General features: G+C 64.6%; 9 protein-coding genes. All 9 read right to left on the bottom strand.

The annotated features are described in order from the left end of the window. Positions 1 to 255: 255 nt before the first annotated feature. The 9 genes from ACPQ6D_RS04665 to ACPQ6D_RS04625 all read right to left on the bottom strand — a co-directional run bounded on the left by ACPQ6D_RS04665 (position 256) and on the right by ACPQ6D_RS04625 (position 18495). The gene (locus tag ACPQ6D_RS04665; RefSeq protein WP_423223131.1) at positions 256 to 3099 is read right to left on the bottom strand and encodes a glycosyltransferase family 39 protein; all 2844 of its coding nucleotides are present in this window, start codon (positions 3097 to 3099) and stop codon (positions 256 to 258) included. A gap of 50 nt (positions 3100 to 3149) precedes the next feature. Continuing rightward, positions 3150 to 4037 (bottom strand): Fic family protein, encoded by an 888-nt coding sequence (locus ACPQ6D_RS04660; protein ID WP_423223130.1) that lies wholly within the window; start codon positions 4035 to 4037, stop codon positions 3150 to 3152. A 300-nt stretch (positions 4038 to 4337) separates the two neighbouring features. Further along, a complete protein-coding gene (locus tag ACPQ6D_RS04655) occupies positions 4338 to 6533 on the bottom strand; it encodes an acetate--CoA ligase family protein (protein ID WP_423223129.1) in 2196 nt (731 codons plus the stop codon). A 121-nt stretch (positions 6534 to 6654) separates the two neighbouring features. Beyond that, positions 6655 to 7020, bottom strand: coding sequence for a DUF5615 family PIN-like protein (locus tag ACPQ6D_RS04650; protein ID WP_423223128.1), 366 nt, complete (start codon positions 7018 to 7020; stop codon positions 6655 to 6657). An 8-nt stretch (positions 7021 to 7028) separates the two neighbouring features. Next, entirely contained in the window at positions 7029 to 7274 is a 246-nt protein-coding gene (locus ACPQ6D_RS04645; RefSeq protein WP_423223127.1) for a DUF433 domain-containing protein, read from the bottom strand. A 784-nt stretch (positions 7275 to 8058) separates the two neighbouring features. Next, the gene (locus tag ACPQ6D_RS04640) at positions 8059 to 11649 is read right to left on the bottom strand and encodes an alpha-amylase family glycosyl hydrolase (protein ID WP_423223126.1); all 3591 of its coding nucleotides are present in this window, start codon (positions 11647 to 11649) and stop codon (positions 8059 to 8061) included. A gap of 174 nt (positions 11650 to 11823) precedes the next feature. Next, positions 11824 to 15615, bottom strand: coding sequence for an alpha-amylase family glycosyl hydrolase (locus ACPQ6D_RS04635; RefSeq protein WP_423223125.1), 3792 nt, complete (start codon positions 15613 to 15615; stop codon positions 11824 to 11826). 61 nt (positions 15616 to 15676) lie between these two features. Next, a complete protein-coding gene (locus ACPQ6D_RS04630) occupies positions 15677 to 16720 on the bottom strand; it encodes a potassium channel family protein (RefSeq protein ID WP_423223124.1) in 1044 nt (347 codons plus the stop codon). Then, positions 16711 to 18495 (bottom strand): AAA family ATPase, encoded by a 1785-nt coding sequence (locus tag ACPQ6D_RS04625; protein WP_423223123.1) that lies wholly within the window; start codon positions 18493 to 18495, stop codon positions 16711 to 16713. The genes ACPQ6D_RS04630 and ACPQ6D_RS04625 overlap by 10 nt, the downstream gene beginning before the upstream one ends. Between the last annotated feature and the right edge of the window lie 84 nt (positions 18496 to 18579).

Raw genomic sequence — 18579 nt, 5'->3', positions numbered from 1 at the left:
GCCGCTTTCGCCAATTGAAGTCAGGGCGCCCTTCTGCGGCTCCAAAGTCTCAAGGCACGGTCGGGACCACAGCGCGCCGCTTTCGCCAATTGAAGTCAGGGCGCCCTTCTGCGGCTCCAGAGTCTCAAGGCACGGTCGGGACCACAGCGCGTCGCTTTCGCCAATTGAAGTCAGTCACCCCTGCGCAGGGGTGCAACGATGCATAAAAACAAGCAATCTGTGGCGATCCGTGTTCATCCGCGGCTCATGTTGAAGTCAGGGCAAAGAAATGTGCGCCAGTTCAACCACATCCTGGCCGCTGGGCTGCACACGCAGGCGCGGCAGGCCAGAACGGTCAGGGTCATAAAGGCCGGCGATGAGGCGATATTCACCCGGCGGCAAGTCGCCTGCCAGATCAAGATCGTAGGTCGCAACGACGACCTCGCCGGGCAGCCACGCGCGGGTCGGACGGTCGCCTGGCGGCCGGTTCGCCTGACTGCGCAGACGGCCGTTGGCATCGAGCAGCTGGACGAAGCTGCCCAGGTCGGCCGCTGGGGAGGCAAGCGCCTGCCAGGCCAGCGTTACACGCCAGGGCTGGCCCGGCCGCGCCGGCTGCGGCGGCAGGTTGGCGCCGAGCAAGCGCAGGACGCCGTCAAATTCTGCGCCAACGGCGATATCGAGCGCGGGCGCATCGAAGCGCCGCGTGCTGGTGAGCGCGGTCAGCGGCAGGATGGCGGCGTCCCCGGCTGGCGCATCGTCTGATCCGCTCAGGGTCAAGCGCAGCGCCCAGGCGCCGGCCGTGGCCGTGATGGGGAGCGACGGCGCAGCCAACGTCAGCACCTGCGCCTGCGGCGGCCACGCCGTGGGCGCCCAGCCGCGCGCCAACGCCAGGGTTGGCCCCGGTATGATCGCGCCGTCCGCGGCCTGCCAGGCCAACTGCAAGCGGTAATCCACGGCCGGCTGCGCCGCTCCCACCCGCCACCAGAGCCCCAGCGCCAGGCGCGCACCTGGCTCCGCGGCCGCCGGCGCCAGCCAGGCGCGGTCAAGAGACAATTCAGGCGCCAGGTGCAACGCCGCGGACAGGGTCACAGCGTCAGCCGGCGCCAACGGCCCGGATGGCCCCTGCGTCACCAGCGCGGGCGCCTGCAGGCCGGTCAGGCGCACGCTGCTGCCCTGCGAACGGCCGGCCGCGTCGAACGCCTCCAGCGCGGTCGTTTGCCCCTCCGCGTAGACGCGCAGCCGCAGGTCATACGCGCCAGGCGGCGCGCCCAGCCACAGCGGCAGCGGCACGACGGCGAACACCGGCGCGCCGGGCTGCCAGCGCATCGTGGGAAAATCGTACACCGCCAGGCGGCGGTCGGCGACGCGGCCCCATACCTGGCCCTGGTCGTCCACGATTTCGGCGGCCAGCTTGAGATCCGCGGCCAGCGGCTGCACCGCCTGCCATTCCAGGCGGAGCGTGGAAGTCGGCGCGCCGGCCGCCGCGGGTTGGCTCCAACCCAGCAGCCTCACCTGGCCGCCGAAGGTCAGGTCGCTGGCAACCGTCAACGGCGGCGCCGCGCTGAAGGTCGCGCCCGGCGGCAGGGCAAAATGGCGCAGACCGACCTGCGCAAAGCGCGCGGTCAACGGCGTCTCCGCGCCCACGCGCGCGAGTTGATCGGCCACAAAACCGACCGGATCCACCACGTTGTCCTGCCAGGTGACCAACCAGGCCCCCGTGCGTCCAGCGATCTGCGCCTGCAAGGCGGTCGCTACGTTGTAGCCCAGCACCTGGTTGACATCCAGCACATCGAAGGACGGCAGGCGCAGCGGCGGCCGCGACGGCGCGTAGTAATCCCAAACCGGAAAAGCATGACCGCTCACGAGAATCACGGCTTCACTACCCTGACTATGCGAATCCACATAGCGGGCCACGCCGCGCCAGTCGGCTTTGGCGAAGGCAGGATCGGTGAACCAGTTGTTGACGGCCTGCGCAGAAAGCAGCAGCGCTAATGCGAGCAGCAGCCCCGCCAGCGGCCGGCCGCGCCCGTTGCGCCACGTCCACAGGCTGCTCAGTCCGCCGCCCAGCAGCAGGTAGAAGGCGGGCGTCACCAGCATGAGATAGCGGGGGTTGAACTTGGGCGTACGCCAGGCGAGGAGCAGAATCAGGAGTGTGGGCAGCAGCAGGTAGAGCAACAGAAAAAGCGCGGGCAGGCCTGCGCGGCGACGGTTCCCAGGGCGGCCGAGGATTAAGCCCAGGCCGATCAGCGCCGCAGCGACGATGAGACCCCAGGCGGGCAGCCAGGCGACAGCCGCCGGTTCCAGCATCATCTCCGGCGCGCCGAGGGTGACGTTGATCGCCAGATGGCGCAGGGCCTCGCCGATTTTCAGCGGGCCTTGCCAGTAGCTGGCATCCACCCGGTAGCGGTTGAGCAGAAACGGCAGCCAGGGCGTGTACAGCAGCAGAGTCGCCATGCCCGCCAGCCCCGCCTCGACCAGCCGCGGGCGCAAGTCCGCGCGGCGTCGAAGCCAAACGCCCAGCAGGTAGAAGAGGCCCAGCGCCAGCAGGAGGAAGAGGGCAAAGTAGTGGGTGTAGAGCGCTGCGGCCGCGGTCAGCACGGCGGCCAGCCATAACCAGCGCCGCGGCCGGGGCGCGGATGTGGTCAGCACGCGCAGCAGGAGATAGGCGAACAGGGCGCCCAGGGCGGTCAGCAGGGTGTAATTGCGCGCCTCCTGTGCGTAATAAACCCACAACGGCGCGCACGCCGCCAGCAGCAGGAGCGGCAGCGCGGAGGGGGCGACCGGCCCTGCGGCCAGGCGCCAGAGGCGCCGGTGCAGCGCCAGCAGCAGCGGCAGAGTCAACAGACCCGCGGCCGCGGATGGAAAGCGCAGCGCCCATTCGCTGGCGCCGATCAGTCGCGTCCAGCCGGCAACCAGGACGTAGTAGAGCGGCGGCTGGATGTCATCAGCCGTCCAGCGCGCCAGGTCAGCCAGGCTGCGTTGGCTGATGGCCGCGGTGACGCCTTCATCGTACCAGAGGCTGGGCGCGGAGAGCCGATAGAGGCGCAGAGCCAGGGCCAGCAGAAGCAAGAGCAGCATCGGCCACAGGCGGCGAGCGGGATGGGCATAGCGCGTTGACATGATGTGGAGATTGTACCGCAGCGCGGGTTGCCTTCCAAACCGGCTGCAGCTCAGAAACCGGAATTGGCCTCGTACGCAGCCAGTTGTTCCCGCAGGCGCTGGATTCTGCGCTCCAGGCCGCCCGGCTCCTCCAACGGCTCGCCGCGCGCCGCGGCCAGGGTCAGCGTCAGCGAGCGGATCAATTCCTGCCCCACGAGCACGACAAAGTCCGTCAGATCGCCGGCATCGGCCTTCTCCAGCGCCAACAGATAGTCGCCGCGGGCTTCAAGCGGAATGATCACCGGCACGAAGCCGTGCTGCATGAGGATAAGGTTGGTCAGCAGCCGGGCCATGCGGCCGTTGCCATCGTCGAAGGGATGGATGGCGACAAAGCGAAAATGGAACGTGGCGGCTAACACCAACGGGTGCAGCTCGCCCGTCTCAGCCTCCCGCCGATACCAGGCCATGAGCTCGCCCATGAGCGCGGGCGTTTCTTGCGGGGTGGCATAAAAATGCGTCTCGCCCGTGGTCGTACGCACGTGGTTGGGGGCCGTTTTGTATTGCCCCAGAGCGATGCGGCGCCGCGTGGGCCGGCCAGCGAGAGTGATGGCGTCCACATCGTAGGCCTCCACCAGCAAGATGCGGTGCAACTCTCGAATCACCGCCTCAGTCAGCACCGCACCGCCACGCACCATTTCCTCCAGGAAGCGAATGGCTTCCTGGTGGCCTTTGATGTCCAGGTAGTCTCGAAACGGCTTGCCCTGGGCGGTGATGCCGTAGAGCAGAAATGCCCGCGTCTCGCCTAGCGTCAGCGTGTTGCCCTCGATGGCGTTGGAGTGATAGTTCCATTCCAGGTTCAGCTTCTGCACCAGGCGCGCCTCTTGATCCGGGTCGAACGGCCGCAAGGCATTGATCTGATCTCGCAAAGAATCGGCATGCGCCAGGAGTTCGTTCAACACCACTAGATAGCCTCCGTGGAATGAATGTCGTCAGTACACGACTGCTGACGTCATCGAAGAAAATCGCCGCCTTGTGAAACCAGTACCTCTGTTGCAGTGTACCACAGGTCCGCGGTGCGTCAAGCTCGCTGCAACGTGAGCAGCAGTTCGCATTCTGCACACTTGACCACAGAAAACGCATAGAACCCAAGGAAAGGCAGGTTAGTCGCAAAACCAGCGGCGTCTTTGCGCTCTTTGTGCTCTATGTGGCAAAAAATCGGTCGGACATGGGCGTAATAGGTTGCCAAACGGTGCACGCGCTTAAGCCAAAATCACGCGCGCATCTACCGCGATGACGCCTCGCCCCGCGGGCATGACCAGCAGGGGGTTGATGTCGAGTTCGCTGATTTGTGGATGATCCACGGCCATCTGGCCGACGCGCACCAGGGCCTCCACGAGCGCGGCGCGATCGGCCGGCGGTTGACCGCGCACGCCATTGAGCAGGCGCGCGCTCCGCACCTCCGCAATCATCTCCTCTGCATCCGGCCGTGTGAGGGGCGCCAGGCGGAAGCTGACGTCGGCCAGCACCTCGACCAGGATACCGCCCAGACCAAACATGACCAGCGGGCCGAAGGTGGGATCACGCTGCACGCCGATGATGACCTCCTGTCCGCCGCGCAGCATCTGCTGGATCAGGACGCCGCGCAACCGCGCGTGCGGCTGTGCGGCGCGCGCACGGGCCATGATCGCCTCGAAGCCGGTGCGGGCCGCGTCCGCGTCGCGCACGTCCAGGAGAACGCCGCCCACGTCGGTCTTGTGCAGCAAGTCAGGGCTGATCAGCTTGAGCGCGACTGGAAAACCGATCGCCGCGGCCATCTCAGCGGCCTCCGCGGCCGTGACAGCCAGGCGAGTGGCCGGGGTGCGCAGACCGTATGCAGCCAGCAGCGCTTCGCTGGCATGCGCGTCCAGCGCCTGCTCCCCGGCCGCCAGGGCCGCATGCAGCGCCGTCTGGCGGGCTGCAGCCTCCGCCGGCGTAGCGTCGGGCATCACCTGGGGCGCAATCCGCCGGATTGCAGTCTCCGCGGCCGTGGCTGCGCGTAATCCACCGGATTGCGTTGCAAATGCACGAGCTTGCCAGCGGCTGCGCTGCCACAGCACGCCCGCCGCGGCGACGGCCTCGTCGGGGAAAACATAGGCTGGGATGCGCGCGGCGTGCGCGGCCTGGTTGGCTGCATCCAGGCTGGCCGCACCCATCAGGCAGGCGAGTACGGGCTTGGCCGGACACGCCGCGGCGGCCGCGGCCATCGCCTCAACCACGCCGACCGAATCCACCAGGGCCTGCGGCACCAGGATGACCAGCACGCCATCGGAGGCCGGATCCGCAAGCACGACCTCCAGGGCGCGGCCATAATCCACGGCATGAGCGCCGCCCAGCATATCCACGGGGCCGGTCACCGCGGCATCGGGGGCCAGACACTGGCGCAAGGCATCCTGCGTGGCCGGGCTGCTGTGCGCCAGGCGCAGCCCCGCGGCCTCCAGCTCGTCCGCGGCGAGCGCGGCCGGGCCGCCCGCGTTGGTGAGAATGGCGAACCGGTTGCCAGCCGGCAGCGGTTGGTAGGTCAAGGCGAGCGCGCCGTGAAAGAGCGCCTGGATGGTGGATGCCTCGATGACGCCGGTCTGCACGCAGGCGGCGTGGAAGGCCGCGTGTGCGCCGGCCAACGCGCCCGTATGCGAGGCGGTGGCGGCCTGCCCGCTGGCCGTGCGCCCGGCTTTGAGGGCCAATACGGGCTTGACGGCCGCTGCCGCCGCCAGCGCCTGCACGAAGGCCGGCCCGCCCTTGACATCTTCCAGGTAGAGGGCGATGACCCGGCTGCTGTCGTCCGCGGCCAGGAAGGCCAGCCACTCGGTTTCGGTGACGTCGGCCTGGTTGCCGATGCTAAGCAGACGGCTGAAGCCGACGCCGCGACGAAGCGCCCAATCAATGACCCCGCCGCACAGCGCGCCCGACTGGGAGAGAAAGGCAATGTGTCCGGATGGCGGCATGTCCTTGACAAAGGTGGTGTTGAGCGGCGTGTGCGTATCCATCACGCCGATGCCGTTGGGGCCGAGCAGGCGCATGCCGTAGCGCCGCGCTAACGCCACGACTTCTTCCTCACGCGCCGCGCCGTGCGCGCCAATCTCGCGGAAGCCGCCGGAGATCAGGATGATCGCTTTGACGCCGCGCTCGCCGCAGGCTTCGACCGCGGCGAGCACGGCCGCCGCCGGCACGATGAGGACCGCCAGGTCAAGCGGGTCGGGCGCGGCGGCCAGGCTGGGGTAGCAGCGCAGACCCAGGATCTCATCGGCCTGCGGATTGATCGGGTAAACGGGGCCGGGGAAACGATGCGCGCCTGTCGCCAGGTTGCGGATCACCGCGTAGCTGAGCTTGGCCGGGTTGCGGCTGGCGCCCACCACCGCCACCCCACGGGGGCGAAAGAAGGGCAGGAGGTCTTGGACGGACGAAGAGAATGACGGCACGATGGACTCCTTTGACCATCAATGATCTCGCAAGGGCGCGTGAGGTCGTCTCCATACGACAAGTTGTTTTAGGCAATAGTCAAACAGGGCGCTTGCCCTAAGGACTTGATGATGAGATCATCTATGTCCTAGCCGCTCTCCGAATGCGGATGCCTCTCGGCGTTACGACGGTCACAGTGCCCGACAGTACATTCAAGTCGTAGGCGAGCAATAGCTGGTCTAGCAGGTCAAGTAGTGGCCGTATACCATCCTCATCCGGACGCAGCAACAGAACTCCCATGTGATCACCGGGTGTATAGCGTCGCACATCAGCGAATCCCTTATCAGCCGTTACCAAAAACCGCTGCTCGATCTGAACGGCGTCCCACAAGGCTGGATCCTTCCAGCCGCCCATGCCCTGACCGCTGACGCTGACAGTATCGTGTCCTCGATTGCGCAGTTCACGGGTGACCGCCGCCGGCAAATCCTCATCAACCTTGATGCGCATTGCAGTCCCTACGCAAATGCAGGCAGTGGAATCAGCACGTCCTGATGGGTCAATTCTGCGGCATATGCCAGGGCCGCCTGAATATCTTCATGGACGAGCTGTGGAAAGGCATCTTGTATCTCCGCCGGGGTCATGCCGTCAGCCAAGCTCCCGACAATGACTGCCACGGGAATGCGCGTACCTTTAATGCAGGGATCGCCATGATGTACCTCCGGCGAGATGGCAATTCTGGCTTGCCAGGGAATACGAGCCATCGTCACTGCTCCTTTCGGCATGTTCAACGAGGTAATGAGGACATTATACCGGAGGAAGCGATGTTAAGGAAAATCCCAATTCTCACAGGGAAATCATCGAAACCATATGGTGAGAGTATGGCGTTATGGAAAATCTTAGCCCCTCGCAGGGCCGCGACGAGGAGACGCGCGCAGAGGCGCGCCGCGTCTGTGCGCGACTGCGGACTGATGTCCACGAATCCCTGCGAGGGTTGTGCCATTATCGGGCGCCAACCTTGCGAAGGCTTGCCGGGTAAGGGGCTGGCGCCAGAGAGGCCGATGTCGGCTTGCTCGACGAGCTCTCCAGACGCCAGCCTTCGCAAGGGGCTGGGCATGCCCCTCGCAGGGCTGCGACGAGGAGACGCGCGCAGAGGCGCGCCGCGTCGCTGCACGACTGCGGACTGATGTCCACGAATCCCTGCGAGGGTTGTGCCATTATCGGGCGCCAACCTTGCGAAGGCTCGCCAGGCAAGGAGCTGGCGCCGGAGAGGCCGATGTCGGCTTGCCCGATGATCTCTCCAGACGCCAGCCTTCGCAAGGGGCTGCGCATGCCCCTCGCAGGGCTGCGACGAGGAGACGCGCGCAGAGGCGCGCTGCGTCGCTGCACGACTGCGGACTGATGTCCACGAATCCCTGCGAGGGTTGTGCTATTATCGGGCGCCAACCTTGCGAAGGCTCGCCAGGCAAGGGGCTGGCGCCGGAGAGGCCGATGTCGGCTTGCCCGACGAGCTCTCCAGACGCCAGCCTTCGCAAGGGGCTGGGCGGGTTACTCGCGCGCGAGGGTTGGACTGCGCCAGACCGAAAAGCCGCCAAAGGTGACATCGGTGCGCCGGGCCGCGTCGTGATGGAAGCGGAGCGGCATGGCCGACATCGCCAGGTCGTTGACTGGCAGCAGGCGCAGGGTCGCCACGGTGAAGGCGCCGCTGGGGAAATTGCCTAGCGCGCCAAGCGCCAGGTTGACCGCGCCGGCCTTGTGGTCAACGCTCGACTGAATCGTCAACGGCAAGGCGGCGCCGGGCGTCAGCTCCGCCACCCGCCACTGCGTGGGGTCGAAGTCGAGATAGACGGCGACGCCATCCACCGGTTGAGCGCCGGCCTGGGCGACCACGGCCACGGTCAGGCTGCCGTCAGCAGCCGGAGCTGCGGCCGGCTCCAGGGCAAGATTCACGCTGCGCGCAGGCGGCTTGACGACCGGCGCGGCAGCGGACTTCGTCTGCCCAGCGGCCCCAAAGTTGGTGGCGAGCAGCGAGAAGTCGAGCAGGGTGATGCATGCGTCGCCGTTGAAATCGGCGCGGGCATCGTAGCCGATGAACCCAACGCACTTGCCAAAGGTGTTGACCAGGATCGAGAAGTCCACCAACGTCACGTAGTTGTCGTTATTGGCGTCGCCTTCCAGCAGCGTTCCCACGGCGGCCGGCGGATTGGCCCCAGCGGCCAGGGTCAGGGTCTGCCGGTTTTGCAGCGTGTGGCTGTGCTTGACCCGCATGTCATAGGCGCCTGGCAGAATGCCCGTCAGCGTGAAGATGCCGCTGGCATCGGTGGTCGGCGCAAAGCTGTAGGCGGGCGCGCCCTGGCCAGGAATGGTCAGTGTGACGGTCAGCGGCACGATCCAACGTGGATCGGGCGGCGTCGGCCGGCCTTGCAGCGCCACGGAAGCCTGCAAAGAGGCCTGCTGCGGGGTGCTGGCGGTCACTTCGGGGCAGGCGGCGCTCGCCCCGGGCGCGTTGCGCGCGCAAACCTGGTAGTAGTAGGTGCTGCCCGTGGGCACGGTCTGATTGAAGCTGAACTGCCCGGATGCTGCGCCGAAGCGGAAGCTGGCGTCCGACGGCTTGACAGAGCCTTGCAGGGTGGCCGGGCCTGGGGTGAAGCCAGGCGTGAGGCTGCGATGCACGTCATACACGGTCGCCAGCTCGCGGCCGCCGGTCGTGTCGGTCATCACGGTGGACCAGGTCAACGTGACGCTGTTACTGGCGCGCACAGCCGCCAGGCCAGGCGCGGCGACCGGCGTTTGCACCTTGGTCCCTTCCAGCAGTACAACGCCCCAGTTGCTGGGTACGGTCACGGTAACCGCGCCGCCGCTGACGACCGTCGTCGCGCCGCTGAGGGCATCCACCAGGCTGGCGCCGTTGGTCAGGTTGTAGGGCGCGGCGTTGAGGCCGGTGAAGGTGGCGGGGTGCGACGCGTTGTCACGGTTGAGCGCGATCAGCGCGGTTTGGCTGCCGTTCGTACGCGCAAAGCCGTACAGCTTGTTGGCATCGTTGATGATGAGGCCGTGCTGCACGTCGCCATCCTGCAGCGCGGGATAGCTCCAGCGGATGCTCGCCATCTGACGCGAGAAACCGGCCAGGTCGGCCGCCTGGGCATTGCTGTCATAGCTGTACGAAGTACCGCTGGCGTCGGGCCAGGGGAACGGCGCGCGGTTGTACGGATCGTCCTCGTACTTGCCGCTGGCGAAGACGCCATCGTGGCTGAGGCCGATCTCATCGCCGTAGTAAAGCGTGGGCGCGCCGGGGTAGGTGAAGGCAAAGAGCCACCATTCCTTCATGCGCTGCACCGCGGCCGTGTCGCTGTCGTTGTTGCTCTTCTTGAGCAAGAAGCGCACGCGGTTGGTGTCGTGCGAGCCGGGCAGGTTCATCATGGCTTTGAAGGCCATCGGCGGGTAGTCTTCCTGGATCGAGCGCAGGCGCGCATTGAACTGCGACGGCGTGACGGCGCTGATCGCGCCGCTGGAGCTGCCCGCATTGCTGTCGTTGTCCTCGAACGTCGTACCGCCCGTGCAGCCGTTGCCTGAGCAGCCGGTGAACAGCCAGCTCAGCATGGCCGAGCGGAAGCGATAGTTCATGACGCTGTCCCACTCGCTGCCTAACAGCCAGGCCGAGGCATCGCCCCACTCCTCGCCCAGAGTGACGGTTTGAGGATTGACATTGCGCACGGCCGTGCGGAAGCCTTCCCAGTAATCGTTGGTCGGCGCGCACGTCAGACCGCAGTCCACATCGCCGCCCACGTCGAAGCGCCAGCCGCTGGCGCCCTGGTTGGTCCAGTAGGGGCCCACCGAGTTGAGCCCGTTGCTCCAGATCAAGGCGCGCACCGGCGCCGAGTTGGCCTGCAGCTTGGGCAACGAGCCATAGCCATACCAGGCCTCGTAGGTGTTAGCGCCGCCGTAACCAGGGGGCCGACAGGTCACGCGATCGGCCGCGTCGCAGACGTTTGGATCGCCCGTGCGGCCCGGCTCACAGGCCGGCGTGCCGATGTCGGGAATGTAGAACCAACTGGCGTAGGGGCTACCGGCAGACTCGCACGCGCCGCTGTCGGCGTAACGGGTGTAGTAGTCGAAATAGGGGCTGTCCGACGACGTGTGGTTGAAGACGCCGTCCAGGATGAGCTTGAGGCCATGCGCGTTGGCGGCCGCGGCCAGGGCTTGGAAATCCGCCAGGGTCCCGAAATCGGGGTCAATCTGCAGGTAATCGGCGGTGTCGTACTTGTGATTGGACGGCGACTTGAAGATCGGGTTGAGGTACAGGACGCTGACGCCCAGGTTGTCGAAATAACCGGCGTTGATCTTCTGCGTGATGCCGGCCAGATCGCCGCCGTAGAAGTTGTCGCTGTAGTGTTGGCTGCAGGTCGGCGAGACCACATTGCGCGGGTCGCACATGGTCGAATTCCAGGCTGCGCTGTTGGAGCGCACGATCGCGGAGTTGGCCCCGTAGAAGAAGCGCCCCGCGGTCGGATCGTTCGCGGGGTTGCCGTCGCGGAAACGATCAGGAAAGATCTGGTAGACTACACCCTTCTGCATCCAGGCTGGCACATTGAACGCCGGGCTATAGACGGTGATCTGAAAGCTCTTCTGGTCATTGTAGTTGTCGCTCATGGCGCCGTAGCCGCCGCCATAGAACTTGGGATCATCGTCTGTGTAGAAGTCCTGGTCCGCGGGGCTGCAGGCGCCAAAACCGTTGTCATTGATCTCAAAAAAGTAATAGAGGATGGTCGGATCAGCGCCCGCGGGGATGTCGGCCACCCACCAATCGTAGACGACCGGATCGGTGTCGAACGCGCCATCCCAGGCCATGTTCACATAGGTTTCCGTGTTGGCGCGGTCGTTCCAGACACGCACACGCGCGCTGGTGATGTCGCTCTGGGCCACGCGCAGGCGCAGCTTGACTGTTGTGTTCGGGGTGGTGGGGCCAACGATCGAACGATAGTTGCTGTCAAACGTATCGTGCAGCACCTCGTTCCATAAGATGTTGCAGTCGGCCGCGCCCTGCGGCGTGGTCGCAACGTGGCCGGGCTGAGGCAGCCAGGCGCTCAACAAGAGAGCCAAGAGACACAGGCTTAACCAACCCAATGATCGCCGCATCATAACCTCCATGGATCATTCTAGACGAAGCACTATTCTCGTATTCGCGGTAAAAAGAATTCATGGTTCCTGACCCAGGTGGGCTGAAACCAGATTCCTGCCACGAATTTCACGAATGATACGAATGCACAAAAACCAATTCGTGAAATTCGTGGCAGAAGGCCTCATGCCGGCCTATCAGGGGGGTGTACAGCTCTGCGCCTGGTTCCAGTGCGCGGCGAGCAGCATGATGTCACGCACATCAATATCACCGTCGGCGTCCAGGTCATAGCGGAAGGCGTAGTTGGGCGTGCCTGGGTTGCCGTCGGGGTCCGGATTGGCAGCCGTGAGCAGCCAGCGCAGCGCGATCTGCGTCATGTCATCTACGTCTACAGAACCGCTGCCGTTGAAGTCGTAGCAGTTGTTAGCCACGATAATCTGGCCGTCCACCGCGCCGGCCAGCACCGAGCCGACGCCGAACGTCGCGTCGGTGCGCCGGGGCAGGGTCATGTTGAACAGGAGCGGCATGCCTTGACTGGTCGCCACGGCGCTCATGCGCACTTTGACCACATCGAAGGTGCCGCTGGGGAAGTTGCTGAACGCGCCGGCCGCGAAATCTACCGTGCCCAGCGCGTTGCTGAACTGGCTTTGGATCGGGACGGGCAGCGTCGCGCCGGCCGTCAGCGCCTGCACCTGCACGATGGCCGGGTTGAAGTTGAGATAGGCGGCCGCGCCGTTGATGGGCTGCGCGCCCGTCTGTATGCGCACCGTGACCGTGAAGACATCCCCGACCATCACAATGCTGGTCTGCGGCGCGTCGAACATCACGACTCCCGTCGGCGTCGCCGTGGGCGTCGCGGTCGGCCCGGTGGTCGGCGTCGCCGTCGGCGTCGCGGTCGGCGCATTGGTAGGAGTGACCGTGGGCGTTGCGGTCGGCCCGGTGGTCGGCGTCGCCGTCGGCGTGCGCGTGGGGGTAGGAGATGGGCCGCCAGTCGTCGTCGGCGTGGGGGTGGGCGTGCTCGCCAGGCTGACGTGCAGGATGCGCCCCCAGCGCGCGGGGACCGACAAGCTGAGATTGCCGCCGCTGACGGTGAACGTACCGCCGTTGAGCAGATCGGTCAGCACCGTGCCGTTGGGGAGGTGCGCCGACACAGGAATTACGCTGCTCGCGACATTGTTGGCGCTATTGTTCAGCACCACCACGATTTTCTCGGCGGTGTTCCAGCGAATGTAACTGTAGACGTAGTTGGTTGAGTCAATCAAGAGCGTCGTGATGTCGCCGCCGCGCAACGAGGCGTGTTGATTACGGATGCCGATCAGATTCTTGAAGTGCTGGTACATGACCGTGTCAGGGCTGCCGCCGCGATCGCTCCAGGGATACGTGCGGCGGTTGTCGGGATCGCCGCTGCCGGGCAGCGACACCTCGTCGCCATAGTAGACGGACGGCGCGCCGGGCAACGTCATCTGCATGATGATCGCCAACTTGAGGCGGTTAGTGTCCTGGTTCAGTTGACTCAGGAGCCGCGGCGAATCGTGGCTGCTGATCAGATTCATCATGCCATACCAGGGCGACGGCGGCAGGTTGTTGCGGAAGGCCTGCCATGATGCATCGAAGCTGGCTGGCGAGCCGCCATTGGCATAGTCGCGCACCCAGTCGCGGAAGCAGTAGTTCATCGCCGAGTCGAGTTCCCCGGAGTTGACGAAGTCCTGGTACGGATAGCAGCCGCCGGTCACCTCGCCGAGCATCAGGACCTCGCTGCTGCCATAGACGTTCTTGACGTACGGTCGCATGTCGCGCCACCAGTCATGCGTGATGTCCTGCGCCACATCGAAACGCCAGCCCGCGATGCCCTTCTCCAGCCAGTAGCGCGTGACCGACTTGCCGCCGGGGCTTTGCGGGCTGCCGTCGCGATAGAAGAAGGCGCGCACCTCCGCGCTGCCATCCACCAGTTCGGGGATCGTTTCGTACCCGTACCAGCCCTTCCATTTCCAGTTGTCGGTGCAGCCCGAACCGTTACCGCCAGCCGTGAACCAGGAACGATAAGGGCTTGGCCCTTCACACGCGCCGATGTCGCTCGGCCAGCGGTTGAGCCCGTAGCCATCCATGTATTTGCTGTCCGCGCCGGTGTGGTTGAAGACGCCGTCCAGGATGACGCGCAAGCCATGCGCCGTCGCGGCCGTCATGAACTGATCGAACTTGGCGTTGTCGCCAAAGCGCGGGTTGATGTTGTAATAGTCGTTGGTGTCGTAACCATGATTGGACGAAGCGTTGAAGACCGGGTTCAGGTAGAGGGTGTTGACGCCCAGGTCGTTGAAGTAGCCTTCGTTGATCTTGTTGATGATGCCTTGCAGGTCGCCGCCGAAGAAGTCAATGCCATAACCCGGCGTGCGCGGCAGATCAGTCCACGTCGTGTGCATTTCGGTGATGCAGGCCGGGGCGCCTGGCCCTGGATAGCCGTTGCAGGTCGTTGGCCCATACACCGCGTTGCCGCTGAAGTCGTTCGTCGCGTCGCCGTTGCGGAAACGGTCGGGGAAGATCTGATAGATGACCGCATCCTTCAGCCAACTTGGCACCGGATAGTCCACCGGCGGGGCCGGAATCGTGGGCAAGCTCCACGACGGGTCTACCGGATTGGGGCCGGCGACCCACACGCCAGGTCCGGTGTTGCCGCTGGCGGTGTGGTAATGTCCAACCAACGCGGCGTCTCTAACGCGGAACTGATACCACTGATCAATGTTGTAGCCGGGGCCGGGCACGTTGTACTCCCAGATGTCATACGGCCCGCTTGGATCGGTGGCGACCACGGTCGCCGTGTAGATGAAGCTGGGGTTGACGCCCGCGCCGGTCGTCCACACCAGCACATTGACCGTCTGCACATCGCTGTGGCAGGTGCGCAAGCGCACGGCCGCGCTGCCGTTGGGCAAAATGCCGCCCACTGGATCGCGCCACGCGACTTCGAGGTTGTTGTGATAGAGGGCGGACGTCACAATCGCGCCATCGCCCACTACGGCCGCTGCGCAAGTCGCGCCAGCCGTCGGCGTCGCTGTCGGCGTTCGCGTCGGCGTGGCTGTTGGCGCACTGGTAGGTGTGTTGGTGGGGGTGGCTGTTGGCCCACTCGTGGGTGTGTTGGTAGGCGTCGGCGTCGGCCCGCTCGTTGGCGTGTTGGTTACGGTCGGTGTATTGGTGCTGGTCGGCGTGTTGGTGGGCGTGGCGTTGCTCTGGATGGCGCAGGACGCCAGATTGACCAGGGTGGTCGGGTCATCCCATCCGGTGGATTGGTCGTCGCTGGGCGTTGTGTCGTACGCGCCCTTCGTGATTCCGGACTGGGTGGCAAAGAATTCAAGGCGCACGGTCTGCCCGATGTTCACGCCCAGGTCGGCCAGGGCGAGACGCAGCTCCACGCCGTTGCTGTTGCTGTAGGCCACATTCGCGCCGGTTTGACCGCTGCCGGTGATGCCGCCCCAGTTGACGCTGGCGCCGGTATTCCAGTTGCTGCCATTCCAGGTGCGGAGCTCAGTCCAACCATTGTTATTATCAGGCGGGTTATTGGCCATGCCTGGAATGTTGCCGCGCACAGCAAAATCGGGCTTGGTGCTGTGGTTGAACGTGATGGCATTGCCCCATGGGTCGCTTGTCCCCCCGGCGGCCGTGTTCGTGTCAATCAACAAGCCAACCTGACCACTTGAACCTGCCTGCGTGTACGACGGCAGGCTGGCGTAGACGTAGAGGTAGCTGTTGTCGTTCGCACAATAGAGCGTCGTCAGGTCGGTCCAGCTGGTGCCGGACCAACTGCCAGGACCTGGGTTGGCAAGGTCCCCGCTGGGGTCGGTCGCGATCGCAGCGCCGTAGCCTGCATCGCGCAGACCGTCGAGTGTGATGACGGCGTAATCAGCGCTGCTGCGCTGCGCCAGGCCAAAGGCCAGCCCGGCAGCTATGCACGTCAAGAGCACAACCGTCATCAGCCGATAGAATACGTTTGTTTGCTTCATTACTTACCTTTCCTCCATCCGTTGGAACAATGATTTGACGCGTGCCAATGGCCGGCATTGGCTACTGATTCTGGGCCACCATGTGGTTGAGTTGAGACGGACTGCCAAGCACTGCGATCACATCGCCGGCGCTCAAACGGCGATCTCCGGACGGATGCATGTCAGGCACATCCTGGTGACGCAAGAAGACAATGCTGACATCGTCTCGATCCTCGATCTCGGCAATGGTGCAGCCGACCAACGCCGAGTGCGCGGCCAGGTTGAAACGGGCCAGGGAAAGCGCCTGACCTTCGACCGTCAAGGGGTAAGTGATGTCCACGCCGGCCGCGGCTGCGGCAAAGGCCGGCGCGGCCATGCCCGTGGCGCTGAAGGCTTTGAACCCAAACTGCTTGTGCAGCGCCTCGGCGAAGTCGTCATCGAAGATGCGCAGCACGACCTGGATCGTGGGGTTGAGGCTGCGCGCCTTGACCGCCATCTGCAAATTGAGGCTGTCCTGCTGCGTGCAGAGCATGATCGCGCGCGCCCTGGACACGCCGGCCGCCATCAGCGTCGCCTCGCGCGCGCCGTCGTCATGAATCACGGGGATGTTCATGGCGCGCACCTCCGCGACCAGGGTTTCGCTTGGGTTCATCTCAACCGCAACGACATCCTGGTGCATGCTATGTAGATGCTGGGCCACCCGGTAGCCCAGGTGTCCCAGGCCGACAAGCACGACATGCTGGCTAAACGTCGAGGCGACGGCCATCTCCCACTCCTTGCCGCGCGCGCGGCGATTGAAGATCATCACGCCGAAATCGGTCAGGCCGCGCGCCAAGGTGCCAATCCCGATAAGGGGCATGATGAAGTAGAAAATCTGCAAGTACCACTGATTCGGAAAGTCGCCGGCTGACTGTAGAAACGCCTGCGCCAGCACCGTGTAGATCGCCTCCGGCAGCGACTCGATGGGCGCGTGGGCTTGCTGCGCCAGCACAAAATAGAGTGCGCCTCCGCCGCCGATGGCAACCACGAAAATGAGCAGCGGCAGCCGAAATTCCCGCAGCAAGATCATCGTATCGCGCCAGGAGGCGCGCAACTCACGCCAGGGCTGCTGCATCGTCAACTGCATTCCGTCCACACCAACCGTTCAAAGCCCAACGCCGCCACCGCATAGGCGCGCAAACGCAGACGGTTATCATACCTGGCTTGCAGCGCGACGCGGTAGTCAAGCAGCCTGGCTGTCGCTTCCGCCAGACGCGCCGCCACCGCGGGCAGGGCACGCACCTCGGCTTCGGACAAGCCACGCGCTTGCTCAGCCGTCACACCGCCTTCAGCAAGCGCCACGTACTTGAACTCGAACAAGACATCCGGCAGTTGATACTGGCGCATTTCGGGCCGCACGATCATGCTGAGATCAGCATAGGCGCGCGCCAACGCCGGCTCGGAGTCCATGATATACGCAATGTCGTTGAACAGTAGCGTCAGAAACGCGGTCTTGATCGTTAGTTCGTTGGCCCAGCGGTAGTCGCGGTTGTCAAAAACCCGGAAGTAGCGCTGCTCCACGAAGGTACACACCGGTTCCAGGTCTCCGCTTTGCAGGAACTGATCGGCTGCCTGGCGTCCCGCATCTTGGGCGCGCTTGTCGGGCAGCAGCAGATCCTGGATGCGCTCGACATACAGTTTACGCGCCACCAGGTTAGGGATGCGCAAGATCAACTTGCCAAAGGGCGTGCGCCCGCCGAAGGTCAGCACGCCAAAATAGTATAGAAACGACGCCATGAACGGCGCATCCTTGACCGCCAGCAGCATCTCTTCAACCCCGAAGCGGTCGGCCAACACCGACAACGCCAGCGGGGGCTCGTCGTTCACTGCATCCAACAGCACCTGACCGCCGCCGGGCAGGCTGGCGATGTAGGCCAGCTTGCCGCGATCCATCGCCAGGTTGCTGTCCAACATCTGGCTGGGATAACGACATGCCTGCTGGAACTCCTGCATGAAGTAAAGCGCCAACGTGGGGTTATAGACCGGCGGCGCGGGGTCCTGGCAGAAGCGATAGCCGTTGTAGAAGATGCGCATCATCTCCAACGCTTCTGCGGTCTTGCTGGCGGGGAAGTGACAGGCCGCCGAGACCTGGTTCAAAGCGGCCGCGATCTCGGTCTCCGTGAAACCACACAGGTCGTTCAGCACGGGCTGCAGATAGATGGCGCGCGCCGAGTTGTAACCGCTGGTCAGGTCGCTCAGCACAATCGGCGACACGCCCGTGATGAAGACGCGGTCCAGGCCAAAGCCGCTGGCTGCGGCCTTGATCGCTTTGAACAGCGTTTTCAACGCCCCTTCCCCGCGCAGCAGCGCATCGTAGCGCTGCTTGCCGGTAGGCTGCCCACTCATCGCCAGTTCGTTGGCGAAATTGTCGTATTCATCAATCAGCAGGTAGAGCGCATAAGGGGTTCGCTGCACCGCCGTCAGCGCGGACTGGAATGAGACCAGCGCATCGGTGGGGTGGATCTCGATAGGAAGCGGCAGCAAGTGTTGGTAACGAACAGCAAAGTCCTGGATACGGCCATTGATGTGGCGGTGCAACGCTTGCGCAATCTCATCCGCGTCGCCATAGGCCGCCACGGCCGAGAAGTCCCAGCGCATCACGAAATACTGGTTATGACGCGAGGTTGGGTTCTGCCCTACGGCCAGGTGGCCGAACAGCCGCTCAAACTCGCTGGCGCGCGCCACATCGTAGTAATTCGCCAGCGTCGAAAGCCACAGGCTCTTGCCGAAACGCCGCGGTCGCAGAAACAGCAGCTGCTCACCCATCTCTTCAATCGCCGGAATCCGGTCGGTGCGATCCACGTAGAAGTAGTCTTCCGTGATCAACTTGTGAAAGTCGCTCATGCCGTACGGGAATTTCATGCCTCACCTCCTGCCCCTGCCATTGTACCATAAGGCAGGCCGGATGCGGAATGTTCGACCTACTATGAGATGCGTCCTCGCCGT

Source organism: Candidatus Amarolinea aalborgensis (genome assembly GCF_900491745.1).
Classification (GTDB): domain Bacteria; phylum Chloroflexota; class Anaerolineae; order SSC4; family Amarolineaceae; genus Amarolinea; species Amarolinea aalborgensis.
Note: the sequence above shows the minus strand (reverse complement) of the source record. Positions and strands in the feature narration are given on the sequence as shown.